Origin of the sequence: Nonomuraea sp. CA-218870 (assembly GCF_050936535.1) — a bacterium.
In the GTDB taxonomy this organism is placed as follows: domain Bacteria; phylum Actinomycetota; class Actinomycetes; order Streptosporangiales; family Streptosporangiaceae; genus Nonomuraea; species Nonomuraea corallina.
The window spans coordinates 1,188,768-1,204,846 of the sequence record NZ_JBNJMN010000002.1 but is presented as its reverse complement, the minus strand read 5'-3'; the positions used below and the strand labels follow the sequence as shown (position 1 = coordinate 1,204,846).

The window sequence follows — 16,079 nt, the reverse complement described above, 5'->3', positions numbered from 1 at the left end:
GAGAGGGAGCGGAGGATGGTGTGCAGCAGACCATTAACGGCTTGGCCTTGGGCAGCACGTACGCCCTGTTGGGCGTAGGTGTCACCTTGGTGTGGGGTGTCCTCGGCATCCTCAACTTCGCGCACGCGCAGATCCTCACCTGGGGCAGCTTCGCCGCCCTGGTGGCCCTGCACCTGGGCTTCCCGGTGCCGCTCGCCATCCTGGTGGGCATGGTGGCGGCGGGCGTGCTGTCCGTGCTCCTCGATCTGGCCGTCCTCGCCCCGCTCCGGGCCCGCAAGGCGCCCGAGTTCTCCTTCGTCGTCGCGACGATCGGGGTGTCGCTCGTGCTCACCACGATCCTGCGCGCCTACACCGACGCGCAGACCGAGGCGTTCCCCCGGCAGGGCTTCCCGGTGGGGGCCTTCGAGGTGGCGGGGCAGAACGTGCCGCGGCTCCAGGTCGTCATGCTCGCGATCGCGATCGTGGCCATGGCCGGCCTCGCCTTCTGGCTGAACCGCACCAGGTCGGGACGGGCCGTACGGGCGGTCGCCCACAACCGGGAGACCGCCGAACTGCTCGGCGTCAACAGCCAGCTCGTCTTCTCCATCTGTTTCTTCGTCGCCGGAGGTCTCGCCGCCGTGGCGGGCATCTTCGTGGCGGCGTCGGCGGCCCAGGTGTCCTACTCCTCCGGCGACGGTCTGCTGCTGGTCGCCTTCGCGGTCATCATCCTCGGCGGCATGGGCTCGGTGAAGGGCGCGATCGTCGGCGGCCTCGTGCTCGGCGTCATCGAGGTGTACGCGACCTCGTACGTCTCCAGCGTGTTCCGGGAGATCATCGCGTTCGCGACCATCCTCGCGGTGCTGGTCGCGCGGCCGTCCGGGTTCTTCGGCAAGAAGGAGGCCGCTCGTGTTTGACTGGCTCGAACCGCTCCAGCTCTTCCGGCTGGACACCGCTCTCATCCTCACCCTGCTCGTGGTGAGCGTGCACGTCACGTTCCGGGTCGGCATCATGTCGCTCGCCCCCATGGGGTTCGCCGCGGTCGGCGGTTACACGGCCGCGCTCATCTCCACCAGGACCGAGCTGCCCTTCGCCGTCGGGCTGCTGGCGGCGACCCTGTTCGCCGGGGCGATCGGCGCGCTGTTCGCGCCGCCGGTGCTGCGGCTGCGCGGCATCTACATGGCACTCGGCAGCCTGGCGCTCGCGCAGGCCATCGTGGTGCTGATCCGGATCAGCGACTTCACCAACGGGCCCAACGGCATCGCCGGCATCCCCGTCGAGGTCCGTACCGAGTATCTCGTCATCGCGCTGGTCGTCGCCTTCGTCGTGCTGGAGCTGGGCCATCGGTCCTACTTCGGGCGGGCCGCCAAGGCGGTGCGGCTGGACGAGCGCACCGCCGAGGGCCTCGGGATCAACGTGTTCCGGGTGCGGTTCGTGGCCTTCACGGCCGCGGCCGCCATCGCCGGCTGCGCGGGCGCGCTGGAGGCGCACCGCACCATGGTGATCAGCCCCGACCAGTACGGCTTCGCCACGCTGGTGATCGTGTTCACGTACGTGCTGGTCGGCGGCAACGGGCACTGGGCCGGGCCGGTCCTGCTCACCTGGGGCCTGACGATCCTGCGCGACATGCTGCACGTCGCCGGCTCCTACTGGGAGGACATCGTCTACGGCCTGCTGCTCGTGCTGGTCCTGCTGGTCGCGCCGAACGGCCTGTCCGACCGATCCCTGTACCGGGGGCTGCGACGGCGATGGCGGGGCCGCGCGAACCCGTCCCCCACGATCGACGAGCCCGCGGAGAAGGTGGCGAGCCGATGACCGCACTGCTGGAACTGTCCGGTGTGAGCAAGCACTTCGGCGGCATGAAGGCCGTCGACGAGGTCTCCTTCGCCGTGGCGGAGGGCACGGTCTGCGGCCTCATCGGGCCCAACGGCGCCGGCAAGACGACCGTCGTCAACCTCATCAGCGGCTATCTGCGGCCGACCGCCGGGACCATCAGGCTCGCCGGGACGGACGTGGCCGACCTGCGCCCGCACCGCCTGGCCGCCGCGGGGGTCGCCCGCACGTACCAGAACCTGCAGCTCTTCGAGGAGAGCACGGTCCTGGAGAACGTCCTCATCGGCCGCCACATGTCGTTCAAGGGCCGCCGCTGGCAGATGGGCCGCACGCGCAGGCGGGAGGAGGCCGAGCAGCACGAGGCGGCCCGGCGGATCATCGACCGCGTGGGCCTGGCCGGGGTGATCGACGCCGACGTGGCCGAGCTGTCGTACGGCATGCGGCGGCGGGTCGAGATCGCGCGGGCGATGGCCACCGAACCCCGGCTGCTGCTCCTCGACGAGCCCACGGCGGGGATGAACCGTACCGAGTCCGACGAGATCGGCGAGCTCATCGGCTCGATCAACGCGGAGGGCGTGACCGTGCTGCTCGTCGACCACAACGTCCGGCTCGTCACCGAGGTCTGCCACCGGGTCGTCGTGCTCGACTGGGGCAGCGTCCTCACCGAGGCCGGGCCCACCGAGGTGTGGCAGGACCAGCGGGTCAAGACGGCCTATCTCGGCACCCATGACCGTCACGCAGTGGAGGCACCCGATGCTGGCCGTTGATTCCCTCGTCACCCGCTACGGCGCGGTGGAGGCGCTGCACGGGGTGAGCCTCACGGTCGGCCCCGGCGAGGCCGTCGCGATCGTCGGGCCGAACGGCGCCGGCAAGACCACCCTGCTGCGCACCATCTCCGGCCTGGTGCGGCCCGCCGCCGGCACCGTCGAGATCGACGGCCGGGTCATGGGGCGCACGGCCGCGCACCGGATCGCCCGGCTCGGCGTCAGCCACGTGCCGGAGGGACGGGCCATCCTGTCCACGCTCAGCGTGCGGGACAACCTGCTCATGGGCGGCTACCGGCTGCCCGGCGGCGAGGTCGAGGGCCGCGTGGCCGAGATGATCGACCTGTTCCCGGTGCTCGGGCGCAAGCTCGACGACCTCGGCGGCGTGCTCTCCGGCGGCGAGCAGCAGATGCTGGCGATCGCGCGCGGGCTCATGGCCAAGCCGCGCCTCCTCATGATCGACGAGCCGTCGATGGGGCTGGCGCCGCGCATCGTCGGCGACGTGCTGGAGGCGCTGAAGCGGGTGGTCGCCACCGGCACCGCCGTCCTGGTGGCGGAGCAGAACGCCGGTCTGGCGCTGGAGGTGGCCGACCGGGCCTACGTGATGGTCGTCGGCGAGGTCGTCACCTCCGGCCGCAGCGCCGACCTCGACGAGAACAGGCTCCTGGAGACCTACCTGGCCTGACGCGACCCCGGGCCAGGGGGAAACGGCCGGGCCGGCGGTGATCCCGCCGGCCCGGCCGTTCCGGTTCGGGAGGTGGGTCAGAGCCGCTCGATGATCGTGACGTTGGCCTGGCCGCCGCCCTCGCACATCGTCTGCAGGCCGTAACGGCCGCCGGTGCGCTCCAGGTGGTTGAGCAGCGTCGTCATCAGCCGCGCGCCCGTCGCGCCGAGCGGGTGGCCCAGCGCGATCGCGCCGCCGTTGGGGTTGACCTTGGCCGGGTCGAAACCGGTCTCCTTCAGCCAGGCGAGCACCACCGGTGCGAACGCCTCGTTGATCTCGACCGCGTCGATGTCGTCCGGCGTCATCCTGGCCCGCCGGAGCGCCCGCTTGGTCGCGGGGATCGGCGCGGAGAGCATCATGACCGGATCGTCGGCCATCACGCTCATGTGGTGGATGCGCGCCCGAGGCGTCAGCCCGAGGTGCTTCACCGCACGCTCGCCGGCGATCAGCAGGGCCGCGGAGCCGTCGCTGATCTGGCTCGCGCAGGCGGCGGTGATGCGCCCGCCGGGCCGCAGCGCGGGCAGCGACCTGATCTTCTCCCAGTTCGGCTCGCGCGGGCCGTCGTCGGCGGCGACCCCGTTCAGCGGCGCGATCTCCGGTTCGAAGAGCTTGACGGCGTTGGCCCGCAGCGCCCGCTCGTGCGACCCGACGGCGAACTCCTCCATCTCCTCGCGGGAGATGTCCCAGTGCGCGGCCATCATCTCCGCGCCCCGGAACTGGCTGACCTCGCCGTCACCGAACCTGCCGGTCCACGCCGCCGAGGTGGAGAACGGGTCGTCGAAGCCGAGCGCCTTGCCCGCGTTCGCCGCCGACATGAGCGGCACCATGCTCATGTTCTGCACGCCGCCCGCGACGACGAGGTCCATCGTCCCGCTCATCACCGCCTGGGCGGCGAAGTGCACGGCCTGCTGCGCCGACCCGCACTGCCGGTCGATCGTCACGCCCGGCACGTGCAGCGGGAACCCCGTCGCGAGCCAGCAGGTGCGCGCGATGTCGAACGACTGCGGGCCCACCGAGTCCACGTTGCCGAACACGACGTCGTCGACGAGCCCCGGGTCGATCCCGGTCCGCTCGACCAGGGCGCGGATGCTGTGCGCGCCGAGATCGGCGGGGTGGACGGTGCTCAACGGCCCGCCGCGTCTGGTCACGGGGGTGCGGACGGCGTCGATGATGAAAGCTTCTGCCATGACGGGAACGTACGAGCGCGGCGTTAACCCGGCGTGCGCCCCGCGCGCCGTCCGGCGTTAACCGGGCCGTGCGCGCCGGGCGCGGGGCGTGGTCAGGCGGGCAGGCCGCCGCGCTCGACGAGCTGCCGGGCGATGACGTTGCGCTGGATCTCGTTGGTGCCCTCACCCACGATCATGAGCGGGGCGTCGCGGAAGTAGCGCTCGACGTCGAACTCGGTGGAGTAGCCGTAGCCGCCGTGCACCCGGATCGCGGAGAGCGCCACCTCCATCGCGACCTCCGAGCAGAACAGCTTGGCCATGCCCGCCTCCAGGTCGCTGCGCTCGCCCGAGTCGAACCGCTCGGCGGCGTACAGCAGCAGCCGGCGGGCGGCGGTCACCTTGGTGCCCATCTCGGCGAGGTGGTTGCCGACCGACTGGTGCCGCCAGATCGGCTTGCCGAACGACTCCCGCTGCCGGGAGTAGGCGAGCGCGTCGTCGAAGGCGGCCCTGGCCACGCCCGTCGCCCGCGCCGCCACCTGGATGCGGCCGATCTCCAGGCCGCGCATCATCTGCCCGAACCCCTTGCCCTCGGCCTCGCCGAGCAGCGCGCCGACCGGCACGCGGGCGTCGTCGAAGACCACCTCGCAGCTCTCCACGCCCTTGTAGCCGAGCTTGGGCAGGTCGGCGGTGACGGTGACGCCCGGCACCTTCTCCACCAGCAGGATCGAGATGCCCTGGTGCCGGGGGACGGCCTCGGGGTCGGTCTTGCACAGCAGCGCCACCAGCCCCGACATGCGGGCGTTGCTGATCCAGGTCTTGGTGCCGTTGATCACGTACTCGTCGCCGTCGCGCCGGGCCACGGTGCGCATCGCCTGCAGGTCCGAGCCGCCGCCCGGCTCGGTGAGCGCCATCGTCGCGCGCAGCTCGCCCGTCGCCATCCGCGGCAGGTAGCGCTCCTTCTGCTCGGGCGTGCCGTACGCGAGGATGAGCCCGGCCACCACCGTGTGGCCCCCCATGGCTCCGGCGAGGCTCATCCACCCGCGCGCCAGCTCCTCGGTGATCATCGCGAAGCAGGGGGTCGAGACCTGGACGTCGCCGTACGGCTCGGGGATGGCCAGGCCGTAGACGCCCATCCGCTTCATCCGGTCGATGAGCTCGCCCGGATAGGCGTTGGCGTGCTCCAGTTCCCTGGCGACGGGCCGCACCTCGCGGTCGACGAAGTCGCGCACCGCCTCCACCATGGCCGTCTCTTCGGCGTTCAGCGTCATCGCAACTCCTTCGCCGCCCTCTGCGGGCCGGTCAGATGATCTTCTTGTCGGCGAGGTCGTCGATCTCCCGCCGCGAGCGGCCGAGCTCGGCCAGGACGGCCGCGGTGTGCTCGCCGACGGCGGGCACCGGGTCCATCCGCGGTTCCGCGCCGAGGGAGATGGGCGGCAGCAGCGCCCTGATGGGGCCGCCGGGCGTGTCGACGTCCCGCCAGCGCCCGCGCTCCCGCAGCACCGGGTGGCGCAGGAAGTCGCCGACCGTGTTGACGCCCGCGTTGGCGATCCCCGCCCGGTCGAGCAGGGCGGAGGCCGCGGGCGCGTCGAACCCGGCGAAGCGGGCCTCGATGAGGGCTTCGAGGGCGTCGCGATGGTTCACCCGCAGGGTGTTGGTGGCGAAGCGCGGGTCGGTGGCGAGCTCGGGCGCGCCGAGGAACTCCGCGCAGAACCGCGCCCACTCGGTCTCGTTCTGGATCGAGATCAAGATCGTGCGCCCGTCCCCCGCCGTGAAGGGCCCGTACGGGGCGATGGTGGCGTGCCGGGCGCCCGCGCGCGGCTGCTGCCGGCCGCTGCCCGCGGTGTAGTGGGCCGGCTGTCCCATCCACTCGGCCAGGGCCTCGAACAGGGAGACCTCCAGGGTGGCGCCCTCGCCGGTGGCCTGGCGCCGGTAGAGGGCGGCGAGGACGGCGCTGAACCCGTACATCCCGGCGGCGATGTCGGCGACCGAGATGCCGACCCTGGCCGGCTCTTCCGCACCGGTCAGCGAGACCAGCCCGGCCTCGCACTGGGCCAGCAGGTCGTAGGCCTTGCGCCCGGCCCAGGGGCCGTCGCTGCCCCAGCCGGTGATGCCCAGCACGATCGTGCGAGGGTCGCGTGCGCGCACGGCGGCGGCCGACAGGCCGAGGCGGTCGGCGGCGCCCGGCCCGAGGTTCTGCACCAGCACGTCGGCCCGGCCGACCAGCTCGTGCAGGATCTCCCGGCCGTCCGGTGACTTCACGTCCAGCGTCACCGACTCCTTGGACCGGTTGAGCCAGACGAAGTAGCTGGACTGGCCCTTGATCGACTCGTCGTAGCGCCGGGCGAAGTCGCCGGCTCCTGGCCGCTCTATTTTGATCACCCGAGCGCCGAGGTCGGCGAGCTGACGCGTCGCGAACGGCGCGGCCACCGCGTGTTCGAGCGCGACCACGGTGATCCCGGTAAGTGGCAGCACAGCTCCCCTTTCATTGGCATATATAATATATAATCTTTGCCAGCATGGCCAGCCTCGCCTTGCATCACGGTGAGAAACCTCTCCGATCAGGGGGTGGGCGACGGCCGAGAGAGAAGCCGCGATATAGAGGGGGACGCAGACGGCGGCCGGTGGACTAGGCGGGACCCGGTTCGCTCGCGGCCCGCTCGTCGAACTGCCTGGCCAGCAGATCCCCCGCGTGCGCGATGTGATCGCGCATCGCCGTCCGCGCGGCCTCCGCGTCCCGGGCGCGCAGGCCCTCCAGGATCCTCGTGTGGTCGTGCAGGGTGGCCTGCGGCCAGCCCGCGATCTCCGAGTAGAAGCGGGTGGGGATGTACCGCCCGGTCAGGGTCAGCACCCAGGTGATCTTACGGGCGTCCGCGGCCAGGTTGACGAGGCGATGGAAGGCGTGGTTCTTCTCCTCCAGCAGCGCCAGGTCCTTCCGGTAGGCCGCCGCGAGCAGCTCGTGATGCAGCGCCTCCAGCTCGGCGAGCTGCTCCGGGGTCAGCCGGGCCGCGGCCCTGGCCGCCAGCTCCCCCGAGATCAGCGCGTGCGCCTCGAACAGGTCGCGGATGTCCTGCCCGGTCAGCGGCGCCACCTGGAAGCCGCGCCGGGGCAGCAGGTCGAGGAACCCCTCCACGCGCAGCACGTGCAGCGCCTCGCGGGCGGGGGTCGCGGAGATGCCCAGCGCCTGGCCGACCGCCTCCGGCCGCACCGAGTCGCCCGGCCGCCACTGCCCCGACATGATCATGCTGCGTACGTAGGCGGCGGCGTCGTCGCTGAGCTGGGGACGCCCGGCCTCAGCCGCCCTCGCGCCCATCGCACCACTCCTCGCCTCGACCCCGGCCGGTGGCTTTCCCGGAAGGGCAGCCGCCGTCTCCGAGATCCTATATAAAATATCCTCCGGCCCGAGGCCGCATCCGCGGACCCGGCAGGCGGTCGCGCCGGGTCGGTCCGGTGCCCGCGGGCGCCGGCGACCATCCGCCATGGTTCGCCGACCCCCGGCGCACGGACCTCGCCTTGATCGCCGCGATGACTAGACTGATCGCCGTACTGCCGGAAGCCGGGGTCGAGACCCTCGCGTCACGAGGAAGCGCGGAACCGACTTGACGATGAGCGCGGAAGAGGATTTCCGGCAGGTCGGCGCGGAGCTGGCCGATCTGGGGGTGGGGATCTCCAGGATGATGGGCAGGCCCGCGCTCAAGGACCAGGCGGGGAAGGTGTTCGCGAGCCTGAGCCGCGACGGCGCGATGGTGTTCCGGCTGGTCAGGGATACCCCCGAGCACACGGCCGCGCTTCAGCTGGCCGGGGCGTCCCTGTTCGACCCTTCGGGCCGGGGCAGGGTGGTGAAGGACTGGGTGGTCGTGCCCCACTCCTCGGCCGACAAGTGGACGGACCTGGCCGAGGCCGCCCTCAGCCGCCCCCGCTGATCAGCACACACAGCTCCGCCCAGGCTACCTTGAGGTAGTACTCGGCAGTACGAAGTACCAGGAGATCGAGAAGAGCCCGCGATGGACGACCTGACGGAGATGCTGAAGGGCACGCTTGAGGGCTGCGTGCTGGAGATCATCGGCGGCGAGGAGACCTACGGGTACGCCATCACCCGCCGGCTGAACGAGCTCGGCTTCGCCGACGTCGTCGAGGGGACGGTCTACACCATCCTGCTGCGCCTGGAGAAGAACGGGCTCGTCCAGACGACGAAACGACCGTCCGGGCTGGGCCCGCCACGCAAGTTCTATGCGCTCAACGACGCGGGACGCGAAGAACTCGCCAGGTTCTGGGCGAAATGGGAGTACGTCACCTCACGGATCGACAAGCTCAAGGAGGGCGGGAGATGACCTTCTGGGAGCGGACTTCACCGGCCGCAACCTGACGCCGATTCTCGACCCTTTCCACACCGGCCCGCCGATCTCGGGCCGACCGGGCGAAGCCGGCTCGCCGGAGGTGAGGGCGGGATAGCCTGCCTGCGATCTCTCGAACTGACCGAAGGAGTTGATGCTGGAATGACGGCAGGGCGGCCGACACCCGCGCAGGACGACGCGCTCGCGTACTTCGACACGCTGTCGAACTGGGGCCGGTGGGGTGACGACGACCAACTCGGCACGCTCAACCACATCACCGACGATGTCCGGCTGGCCGCCGCGCGGGCCGTGCGCCACGGCCGGAGCGTGTCGTGCGCCTGGGAGGTCGCCGCACCCGAGGACATGGAACGGTCGACGATGACGTGCCCGCGCGCCGTCGACATGCCGGGCGCCGACACCATGCCGGCGCCCGGATTCCTCCGCGACCGGCGCTGGGGCTTCTCGTCCGAGCGGCTCGGCCTCACCTTCCACGGCAACACCGTCACCCACCTCGACTCGCCGTGCCACATCTTCTGGGACGGCACGCTGTACAACGGGCGGCCCCACGCGTCGGTCGACGCCGCGACGGGATCGGCGTGGGCGGCCGTCACCGCGGCGGCGAACGGGATCGTCACCCGTGGTGTCCTGCTGGACATCGCGCGAGTCCGCGACGTGCCGTGGCTGGAACCGGGGCAAGGGGTGTACCCCGAAGATCTCGAGGAGGCGGAGCGTCGCCAGGGTGTCCGGGTCCGATCCGGCGACGCCGTGCTGCTGCGGACCGGCCGTGGCCGCCTCCGGCACGAGGCCGGCCGGGACGGCGGCTACGAGCAGGCCGGCTGGCACGCGTCCTGCCTGCCGTGGCTGCGTGAACGGCAGGTCGCGCTGATCGGCGCCGACACCCCGCAGGAGGTTCAGCCGTCAGGGTACGAAGACGTGCTGATGCCGGTGCACGCCGTGGGCCTCGTCGCGATGGGCCTGTGGCTGCTCGACAACTGCGACCTGGAGGCGTGCGCGACGACGGCCGCCGAGCTCGGCCAGTGGGACTTCCAGTTCGCGGTCGCGCCGGTCCGCTTCGCCGGCGCGTCCGGCAGCCCGGTCAACCCGATCGCCACCTTCTGACCCCGAGGCGCGCACGATGCGCGCAGTACGGATCACGAGAACCCGGCCTCCGTCGTCATCGTCCCGCTCGGCTGACAGTGCGACGTACGCCGGGCGGAGACCGCTCAAGTTCCGATACCGAGATCCTGTTATCGTTGTTACATGGCTGATCGGGAAGAGGTTCGCCGGCGCATCATCGACGCCACGACCGAGCTGCTCCGGGACAAGGGCCGCGAAGGAGTGACGACGCGCACCGTCAGCGCGGCGGCCGGGGTGCAGGCGCCCACGCTCTACCGCCTGTTCACCGACATGAACGGGCTGCTCGAAGCGGTCGCGGCCGACGGGTTCGCGCGCTACCTCGCCCGCAAGCACGGCCAGGCACTGTCCGACGACCCCGTGGACGACCTGCGCCGCGGCTGGGACACCCATGTCGGCTTCGGCCTGGAGAACCCGGAGCAGTACCTGCTCATGTACGGCCGGCCGGCCCCGGGGACCCGCAGGCGCAGCACCGAGCAGGCGACGGCGCGGCTGCGGCTGCTGGTCGAACGCATCGCCGTCGCGGGCCGGCTCTCCGTCGGCGTCGAGACGGCCATGGACATGGTCCATTCGGCGGGAGTCGGCCTCACGCTCAACCTCATCGGCATGCCTCCCGAACAGCGCGATCCCGCTCTGCCCGGCCGCCTGCGCGAGGCCGTCCTCGCGGCGATCACCACGGACGCCCCGGCCGGCCCGCCGAGCGTGGCCCAGCGGGCCGTGGGGCTGAAGGCCGTCCTCGACGAGGTGCCGGACCTGTACACGCCGGGCGAGCTCGCCCTGCTCACGGAGCTCCTCGACCGGGCCACGAGCCACTCCCCCGCTCCCTGACGTCCGCGTTGACATCCCACGGGCGGTCGAGCGGCTCAGCCGTCGCCCGCGCGCAGTACCTCGCCCAGGCGCCGGCGGCGGCGCAGCGCCGACTCGACGGGCGCCACGACGGCGACCCCCGCCAGGAACACGACCGCCACCAGGCCGAGCCCCCACCACGGCGGCGCCGGGTCCGGATCGGTCCCGGTGAGCAGGTGCAGCGCGAGCGAGCCGAACGTCAGGTGGGCGAGCGCCACCCCGAGCAGCGGACCGCCCACAGCGGCGACCAGCACCGGCGGCAGCAGTTCTCCCGCGGCGACCCGGCGGGCCTCCACCGGCCGCAGCCCGAGGGTGCGCAGCCGGGTCAGGGTCCGCCATCGCTCCGGCGCGCCGGCCGCCGCGCCGAGAGCGAGTCCCAGCAGGCCCAGTACCGGCAGGGTGACAGCCGAGACCCACGCCAACCGCACCAGTCCAGCGGCCAGCGGCCCGTCCTCGCTCCCCTGGCCGATCGCGGCGGCGAACGTGAGCGCGTACGAGGTCAAGGCCGCGGAGGTCACGAGCACCAGCAGCGGGAGCACGCGGGCCGAGGTCGCCGCCGCCCTCGCGGCCCCGAACACCGCCAGCGGCCGGCTCGACCGCAGCAGCCGTCTGAGGAGGAGGCGCGTCCCGAGAGGCAGCGCGCGGGCCAGCAGGAGCCCGCCCGCGAGCGCGCAGAGGGCGGGCGCGCCGGCGGGCAGCACCCCGCCGCCGCTCCCCCGCTGGTACAGAGCGACGACGGCGCCGGAGGCGGCCGCCAGCACGCCGGCCTCGAGAGCGGCCCGGCGCAGCCGTACGGTGTCGCGCAGCCACCGCCGGGCGCTCCGGTTGGCCGGGACGCGGCGATCCCGGGTGGCGCGGGCGGCGGTGAGCGTCCCGAAAGCCGGTCCGGCGGCGACGGCCGTGACCACCACGGGCGCGATCCACTCCCACGAGACCCCCGGCGTGACGGCCCGGGCCAGGCCGAGCCCGGCCGCCGCGGCCAGCAGCGCCATCACGGCGGATTCGAGCAGCAGCTCGCCACCGATCACCGGGAGCGACATCCCTCTCTGCCGGGCGGCCGCCAGGGCGGGGGCGCGGCGGCGCACCAGCAGGTCGGCGGCGAGCAGCAGGACCAGGACGGCGACGGCGAGCAGGGTGACGAGCAGGACGGACGCCTGCGAGAACGCCGCGCCGACCTGGGAGCTCACGTTCCGCAGCACCCCGTCGAGCCCGGTCTCCCACTGCGGCGAGCCGTCCCGGGCGGCGGAGGAGCCTGAGGCCGCCTTGAGCGCGACCACCTTCGCGGCGACCGACGGGACCAGGTCCCAGGTGAGCCGGGCCGGGTCGGGGGTGAACGAGACGGTACGCCGCAGCTCGTCCGGTCCGAAGGCGAGCCGGGCGTCGGGCAGCGAGTCGCGGGACAGCAGCCCGGCGAACCGGGTGGTTCCCGTGCCGTCCGCGCCGGTGACGGGACCCAGCAGTGCGGGGAGCAGCCGCCAGGCGGGATCGGCGCTGTCCCGGGGCCGGAAGACGCCGCTGATCCGGACGTCCTTGTCATTCCCCTGGTCGTCGGCCAGCGGGAGGCGGGCGCCTGGACGGAGCTGGAGAGCGGCGGCGTCCGCCTCCGACAGGCCCACCTGCACCGGCCACGGCGGCGCGCCGTAGGCCATCGTCGCGGTCGCGGAGGCGGTGGGCCGGGGCGGGCCGCCCGCGATCCAGGTCACCTCGGGTCCGCCGTCGCGGGCCACGTAGGCGAGCTGGAACGTCCGCAGCACACTGCCGTCGGTGATCTTGAGGGTGGGGCTGACGACGGTGGCGACGGGTGGACGCAGGGCGGCGCGCAGGCCGGGGCCGAGCTCGTCCGTCACCCTGGCCCGGAAGTCGTCCACGGACTCGGCGAGGCGGGGGTGCCGGACGCGGCCGGCGTTCGGCCCTTCGTCGGTCTCCATGCGGCTGTGCACCCGAAGATCGCCGCCGCCCGCGCGCAGCGCGTCCCGTACGGCGGTGTCGGCGGTCTCGGCCAGGAGCGGCGGCGTCGCGGCGGCGAGCAGCGTGATGGCCATCACCACGACGGCGGCCAGGAGCAGGGGCCCCGCGTCCGCGCGGGCGCGGCCGGCGACGCTGGGCCAGTGCGGCGCCGGGATCCTCACGACGCCACCCGCAGATGCGCGGCGTCGGCGAGCCGGGCCTGGACGACGACCACCGCGCTCACCGCCAGCGCGCACGCGGCCGGCAGCGCGGCGAGCAGGACGGCCTCGGCGGCCCACGGCCAGACGGGCAGGACCTCGGGGACGGGGGCCGCGCCGGTGTCGGAGCGGACGAGCAGCGGCGCGACGACGCGGGTGGCCAGCGCGCCGACGACCGCGCCCGCCGCGAGCAGCGGCAGCAGGATGCCGGCATGCTGGCCGAGCAGCACGGCGCGGATCTCGCGCCGGGTCATCCCCAGACCCCGCAGGCGCGCCACCTCGACCGCGCGGGCCCGCAGGTCGAACGTCACGTGCAGGACGATCCCGGCGAGCATCAGCAGCACGGCGGCCGGCACGAGCAGCCGGAGCACGGCCGGCAGCCCGGCCTGCAGCGGACCGCCGGTCAGCCGGGCGGCCTCCGACGCGCGGGTGGTGAAGCCGCCGAGGCCGAGATCGGCCACGTCGTCCCCGGCGGGTCGGCCGACCCACCACGCGTCCACGGGCGCGTCGAAGTCGCCGCTGACGGCGAGGGCGCGCGAGAGGGCGTCGAAGTCGGCCAGGATGGCCGCGGCGCCGGGGGCGGAAGGCACGGCCGGCAGCACCTCGGCCACGCTGACCTGCACGGGGGTGAGCCCGACGGTGAGGTCGAGCCGGGAGCCGGGCCGGGCGCCCGCCTCGTCGGCGAAGCGGGCGGAGACGGCGACGGGCACCGGCCCGGGAGCCGGGAAGGCCGTGGCGACCAGGGTCCTGGCTGCTTCCGGTGGGCCCTTCAGCGCGACGGTCGTGGTCATCCTCAGCTCGGTGCCCGCGGAGGTGCCGGTCACGGCTATGGCCGGGTCGCCGAGCTGTCCGGGGGCAGGCCCGGCCGAGGTGGCGGTCCAGGGCGAGGGCGCGGAGCCGGTCCCCGCCACGGTCAGCGTGACGGCGACGCGGCTGTCGCCCGCCGGGGGTTCCGCCAGGGCGTCGGCGTACCCGGTGCCCACGTTCCCCGTCTCGATCGCGAACGGCAGGGACACCGCGACCAGCCGGAGCCCTTCGGCCGTCGCGCAGTCCGGCAGCGGACGCGCCTTCCCGTCGAGGGGGACGGGCGCGCCGGTGCACGGTGTGCGCAGCCCCGTCGCGTCCTCCAGCAGCAGCCTGGGCGTCACGGTGAGCGGCGTCGCGCCGGTCGCGTTCCCCGTCAGGGAGAACGCGGCTCCGGCCGGGACGGCGACACCGGAGGCCCGCGTCGAGGGCGCGAGGGCTGCGCCGACGGCGTTCCAGGTCCGGCCGTCGGGCAGCCGTCCGCGCAGCAGCGCCCCGGCCCGTGTGGTGTCCACGGCGATCAGCCGCGGCGGGTCACCGGCGCCGCCGAGCCACTGCCCGACCGCGATGCCCCGATCGGTGGCGGGGCTCACCTCGCCGCCGGTGGCCTCGCCGACCCTCGTGCCCTGCCCGGCGGTGGGCGGGGCGGTGAGGGTGAGCGCGAGATCGGTGCCGACGGACAGGTCGGCCTGGTCCTGCTGGGACCGCTGCCACGTGGCGTCGAACCCGATCCCGAACGTGGCCGCCGCGCAGCCCAGCGCGACCAGCAGTCCCGCCGCGACCGCCTGCGGCCTGCGGGCGGCCTCGAACGCGGCCAGCGGCACCATCAGCCCTCGAGCCCGTCCGGCCAGCCGTTCCACGACCCGCAACGCGGGCCACACCAGCCGCAGCATCACCGCGGACCCGGCGATGAGCAGCAGCGCGGGAGCGAGCACCCGTACGGCGTCGACGGGAGACCCCGAGCCGGTCGGCTGATCGCGCAACTGCCACCAGCCGACGGCGGCGAGCGCCACGAGCAGCACGTCGGCGCCGGACCGGGCGAGCAGTTCGCGCCGCCCGCGCACCCCCGGTGACGAGGTCCGCAGCGACGGCATGACGAGCACCGCCGCCAGCGCCAGCGCGCCGCCGGCGACGGACCACACCTGCGCGGCGTTCACGCCGAAAGGCGCGGCGAGCCCGGCCCCGGCCATGGGCGGCAGCCGGGTCAGCCCGGCGTGCAGGGCGGACGAGGCCGGGATCGCGACCGCGGTGGCGAGCACGGCGAGCGCCCCGGCCTCGGCGAGCGCGGCGCCGGCGAGTTGACCGCGGCCGGCGCCCAGCGCGGACAGCAGGGCGGTCTCGTCGCCGCGCACCCCGGCGCTGAGCCGGCCGGCGAGCGCGAGGGCGGTCGCGGTCAGGACGAGCCCGATGGCGGCGACGGCGAGCACGGCGGCCGTGGTGACCCGCTGCTGATCGTGCGCGGCCAGCAGGGTCGCGGGCAGTGCGGAGGCGACGCGCTGGATGCGCACCCGGTCGCCGAGCGTCCGTCCCAGCCGGCGGTCGGCGCCGAGCAGGGCCTGGGTGACGGTGTCGAGGTCGCGGCGGTCGGGGTCGGACAGGTCGGGGCGGGCGGTGATCTCCAGCCGGTCCAGGGTGGAGCCGCCGCCGAGCAGGTCGGCGAGGTCGACGACGAACGGCCCGTACGCGTGAACCGGGCGCGCGGAGCGGCCGTCGCGATAGGCCGGCTCGTAGCCGGCGGCGGCGAGGGGGTCACGCTCCCAGCCGGCGCCCGGCAGCGGGCGTACGATCCCGACCACGCTCACCTCGATCCCCTGGTCGGGGTCGTCGGCCAGCTCCGCGCCGAGGCTGACCCTGCTGCCGACGGTCAGGCCGAGCCGCCGCGCGGTGCCCTCCAGGACCACCGACTCCGCCGGCGCGGCGCCCGCCCGAGGCAGACGTCCGACGGCCGGTTGGACGCGGGCCGGCAGGTCCTCCACCCCCGACAGGTACGCCACGGCCGGAACGCCGGCGCCGGGGAACGACCGCATCACGGACGACGCGCGCGCGGCCGTCGTCGTCGCGAACGGGGCCAGGGCCGAGGTCAGCACCGCGCGGGTGTCGTCGGCGACGGACCTCGCGTGCTCGCCGCGAACGGTGACGGTGTAGGCGGTGACGTCGATCCGGTCGGCGGTGGCGCGGGAGGCGGAGGTCTCCAGCGCCGTCTCGGCCGTACGGGTGAGCAGGAGGGCGCAGGTGCCGAGCAGCGTGGGGCCGACCACGGCGACGGCCAGCAGAGCCGCCAGCAGGGGCCACTGCGCACGGGCTCGCCGGGCGGCCAGCCTCAGCACGGGCGGCTC

At 73.8% G+C, this 16,079-nt stretch carries 14 protein-coding genes; 8 read left to right on the top strand and 6 right to left on the bottom strand.

Features of this window, described 5'->3' with window-relative positions; all coding sequences use genetic code 11:
- Positions 1 to 20 precede the first annotated feature (20 nt).
- The 4 genes from ACQEUU_RS34240 to ACQEUU_RS34225 are packed head-to-tail and all read left to right on the top strand — an operon-like array spanning position 21 to position 3,258.
- Positions 21 to 893 (top strand): branched-chain amino acid ABC transporter permease, encoded by an 873-nt coding sequence (locus tag ACQEUU_RS34240; RefSeq protein WP_433073875.1) that lies wholly within the window; start codon positions 21 to 23, stop codon positions 891 to 893.
- Positions 886 to 1,791 (top strand): branched-chain amino acid ABC transporter permease, encoded by a 906-nt coding sequence (locus ACQEUU_RS34235; protein ID WP_433073872.1) that lies wholly within the window; start codon positions 886 to 888, stop codon positions 1,789 to 1,791. Before ACQEUU_RS34240 ends, ACQEUU_RS34235 begins: the two co-directional genes overlap by 8 nt.
- Entirely contained in the window at positions 1,788 to 2,576 is a 789-nt protein-coding gene (locus ACQEUU_RS34230) for an ABC transporter ATP-binding protein (RefSeq protein WP_433073869.1), read from the top strand. Before ACQEUU_RS34235 ends, ACQEUU_RS34230 begins: the two co-directional genes overlap by 4 nt.
- Positions 2,563 to 3,258 carry an ABC transporter ATP-binding protein gene (locus ACQEUU_RS34225; protein ID WP_433073866.1) on the top strand — a complete coding sequence of 232 codons (696 nt, stop codon included), beginning with the start codon at positions 2,563 to 2,565 and terminating at the stop codon, positions 3,256 to 3,258. The genes ACQEUU_RS34230 and ACQEUU_RS34225 overlap by 14 nt, the downstream gene beginning before the upstream one ends.
- 77 nt (positions 3,259 to 3,335) lie before the next feature.
- On the opposite strand, the gene ACQEUU_RS34220 is transcribed toward ACQEUU_RS34225, so the two are convergent.
- The 4 genes from ACQEUU_RS34220 to ACQEUU_RS34205 form a co-directional block, all read right to left on the bottom strand.
- Complete coding sequence (locus ACQEUU_RS34220; RefSeq protein WP_433073863.1) at positions 3,336 to 4,484, bottom strand: acetyl-CoA C-acetyltransferase; 1,149 nt, start codon at positions 4,482 to 4,484, stop codon at positions 3,336 to 3,338.
- A 92-nt stretch (positions 4,485 to 4,576) separates the two neighbouring features.
- Positions 4,577 to 5,731 (bottom strand): acyl-CoA dehydrogenase family protein, encoded by a 1,155-nt coding sequence (locus ACQEUU_RS34215; RefSeq protein WP_433073860.1) that lies wholly within the window; start codon positions 5,729 to 5,731, stop codon positions 4,577 to 4,579.
- A 31-nt stretch (positions 5,732 to 5,762) separates the two neighbouring features.
- Positions 5,763 to 6,935, bottom strand: coding sequence for a CaiB/BaiF CoA transferase family protein (locus tag ACQEUU_RS34210; protein WP_433073857.1), 1,173 nt, complete (start codon positions 6,933 to 6,935; stop codon positions 5,763 to 5,765).
- 154 nt (positions 6,936 to 7,089) lie between these two features.
- Positions 7,090 to 7,773, bottom strand: a complete 684-nt coding sequence (locus tag ACQEUU_RS34205; RefSeq protein WP_433073854.1) for a GntR family transcriptional regulator — start codon at positions 7,771 to 7,773, stop codon at positions 7,090 to 7,092.
- Between the two features lie 292 nt (positions 7,774 to 8,065).
- On the opposite strand from ACQEUU_RS34205, the gene ACQEUU_RS34200 reads away from it, so the two are divergent.
- From ACQEUU_RS34200 to ACQEUU_RS34185, 4 genes are all read left to right on the top strand, one after another.
- Complete coding sequence (locus ACQEUU_RS34200) at positions 8,066 to 8,383, top strand: hypothetical protein (RefSeq protein ID WP_433073851.1); 318 nt, start codon at positions 8,066 to 8,068, stop codon at positions 8,381 to 8,383.
- Between the two features lie 81 nt (positions 8,384 to 8,464).
- Positions 8,465 to 8,791 (top strand): PadR family transcriptional regulator, encoded by a 327-nt coding sequence (locus tag ACQEUU_RS34195; RefSeq protein WP_433073848.1) that lies wholly within the window; start codon positions 8,465 to 8,467, stop codon positions 8,789 to 8,791.
- A gap of 165 nt (positions 8,792 to 8,956) precedes the next feature.
- On the top strand, positions 8,957 to 9,913 hold the full coding sequence (locus ACQEUU_RS34190) for a cyclase family protein (RefSeq protein WP_433073845.1): 957 nt from the start codon (positions 8,957 to 8,959) through the stop codon (positions 9,911 to 9,913).
- A gap of 141 nt (positions 9,914 to 10,054) precedes the next feature.
- Positions 10,055 to 10,756 carry a TetR/AcrR family transcriptional regulator gene (locus tag ACQEUU_RS34185; protein WP_433073842.1) on the top strand — a complete coding sequence of 234 codons (702 nt, stop codon included), beginning with the start codon at positions 10,055 to 10,057 and terminating at the stop codon, positions 10,754 to 10,756.
- 35 nt (positions 10,757 to 10,791) lie between these two features.
- Here the strand turns inward: ACQEUU_RS34185 and ACQEUU_RS34180 are convergent, their stop codons facing one another.
- Positions 10,792 to 12,903, bottom strand: a complete 2,112-nt coding sequence (locus tag ACQEUU_RS34180) for a hypothetical protein (RefSeq protein WP_433073839.1) — start codon at positions 12,901 to 12,903, stop codon at positions 10,792 to 10,794.
- On the bottom strand, positions 12,900 to 16,070 hold the full coding sequence (locus ACQEUU_RS34175) for an FtsX-like permease family protein (protein ID WP_433073836.1): 3,171 nt from the start codon (positions 16,068 to 16,070) through the stop codon (positions 12,900 to 12,902). Before ACQEUU_RS34175 ends, ACQEUU_RS34180 begins: the two co-directional genes overlap by 4 nt.
- Positions 16,071 to 16,079 lie beyond the last annotated feature (9 nt).

Coding starts and splice junctions, on each gene's coding strand:
- ACQEUU_RS34230 (WP_433073869.1), top strand. CDS start 1,788: ATGACCGCACTGCTGGAACTGTCCGGTGTGAGCAAGCACTTCGGCGGC.
- ACQEUU_RS34225 (WP_433073866.1), top strand. CDS start 2,563: ATGCTGGCCGTTGATTCCCTCGTCACCCGCTACGGCGCGGTGGAGGCG.
- ACQEUU_RS34220 (WP_433073863.1), bottom strand. CDS start 4,484: ATGGCAGAAGCTTTCATCATCGACGCCGTCCGCACCCCCGTGACCAGA.
- ACQEUU_RS34215 (WP_433073860.1), bottom strand. CDS start 5,731: ATGACGCTGAACGCCGAAGAGACGGCCATGGTGGAGGCGGTGCGCGAC.
- ACQEUU_RS34205 (WP_433073854.1), bottom strand. CDS start 7,773: ATGGGCGCGAGGGCGGCTGAGGCCGGGCGTCCCCAGCTCAGCGACGAC.
- ACQEUU_RS34200 (WP_433073851.1), top strand. CDS start 8,066: ATGAGCGCGGAAGAGGATTTCCGGCAGGTCGGCGCGGAGCTGGCCGAT.
- ACQEUU_RS34195 (WP_433073848.1), top strand. CDS start 8,465: ATGGACGACCTGACGGAGATGCTGAAGGGCACGCTTGAGGGCTGCGTG.
- ACQEUU_RS34190 (WP_433073845.1), top strand. CDS start 8,957: ATGACGGCAGGGCGGCCGACACCCGCGCAGGACGACGCGCTCGCGTAC.
- ACQEUU_RS34185 (WP_433073842.1), top strand. CDS start 10,055: ATGGCTGATCGGGAAGAGGTTCGCCGGCGCATCATCGACGCCACGACC.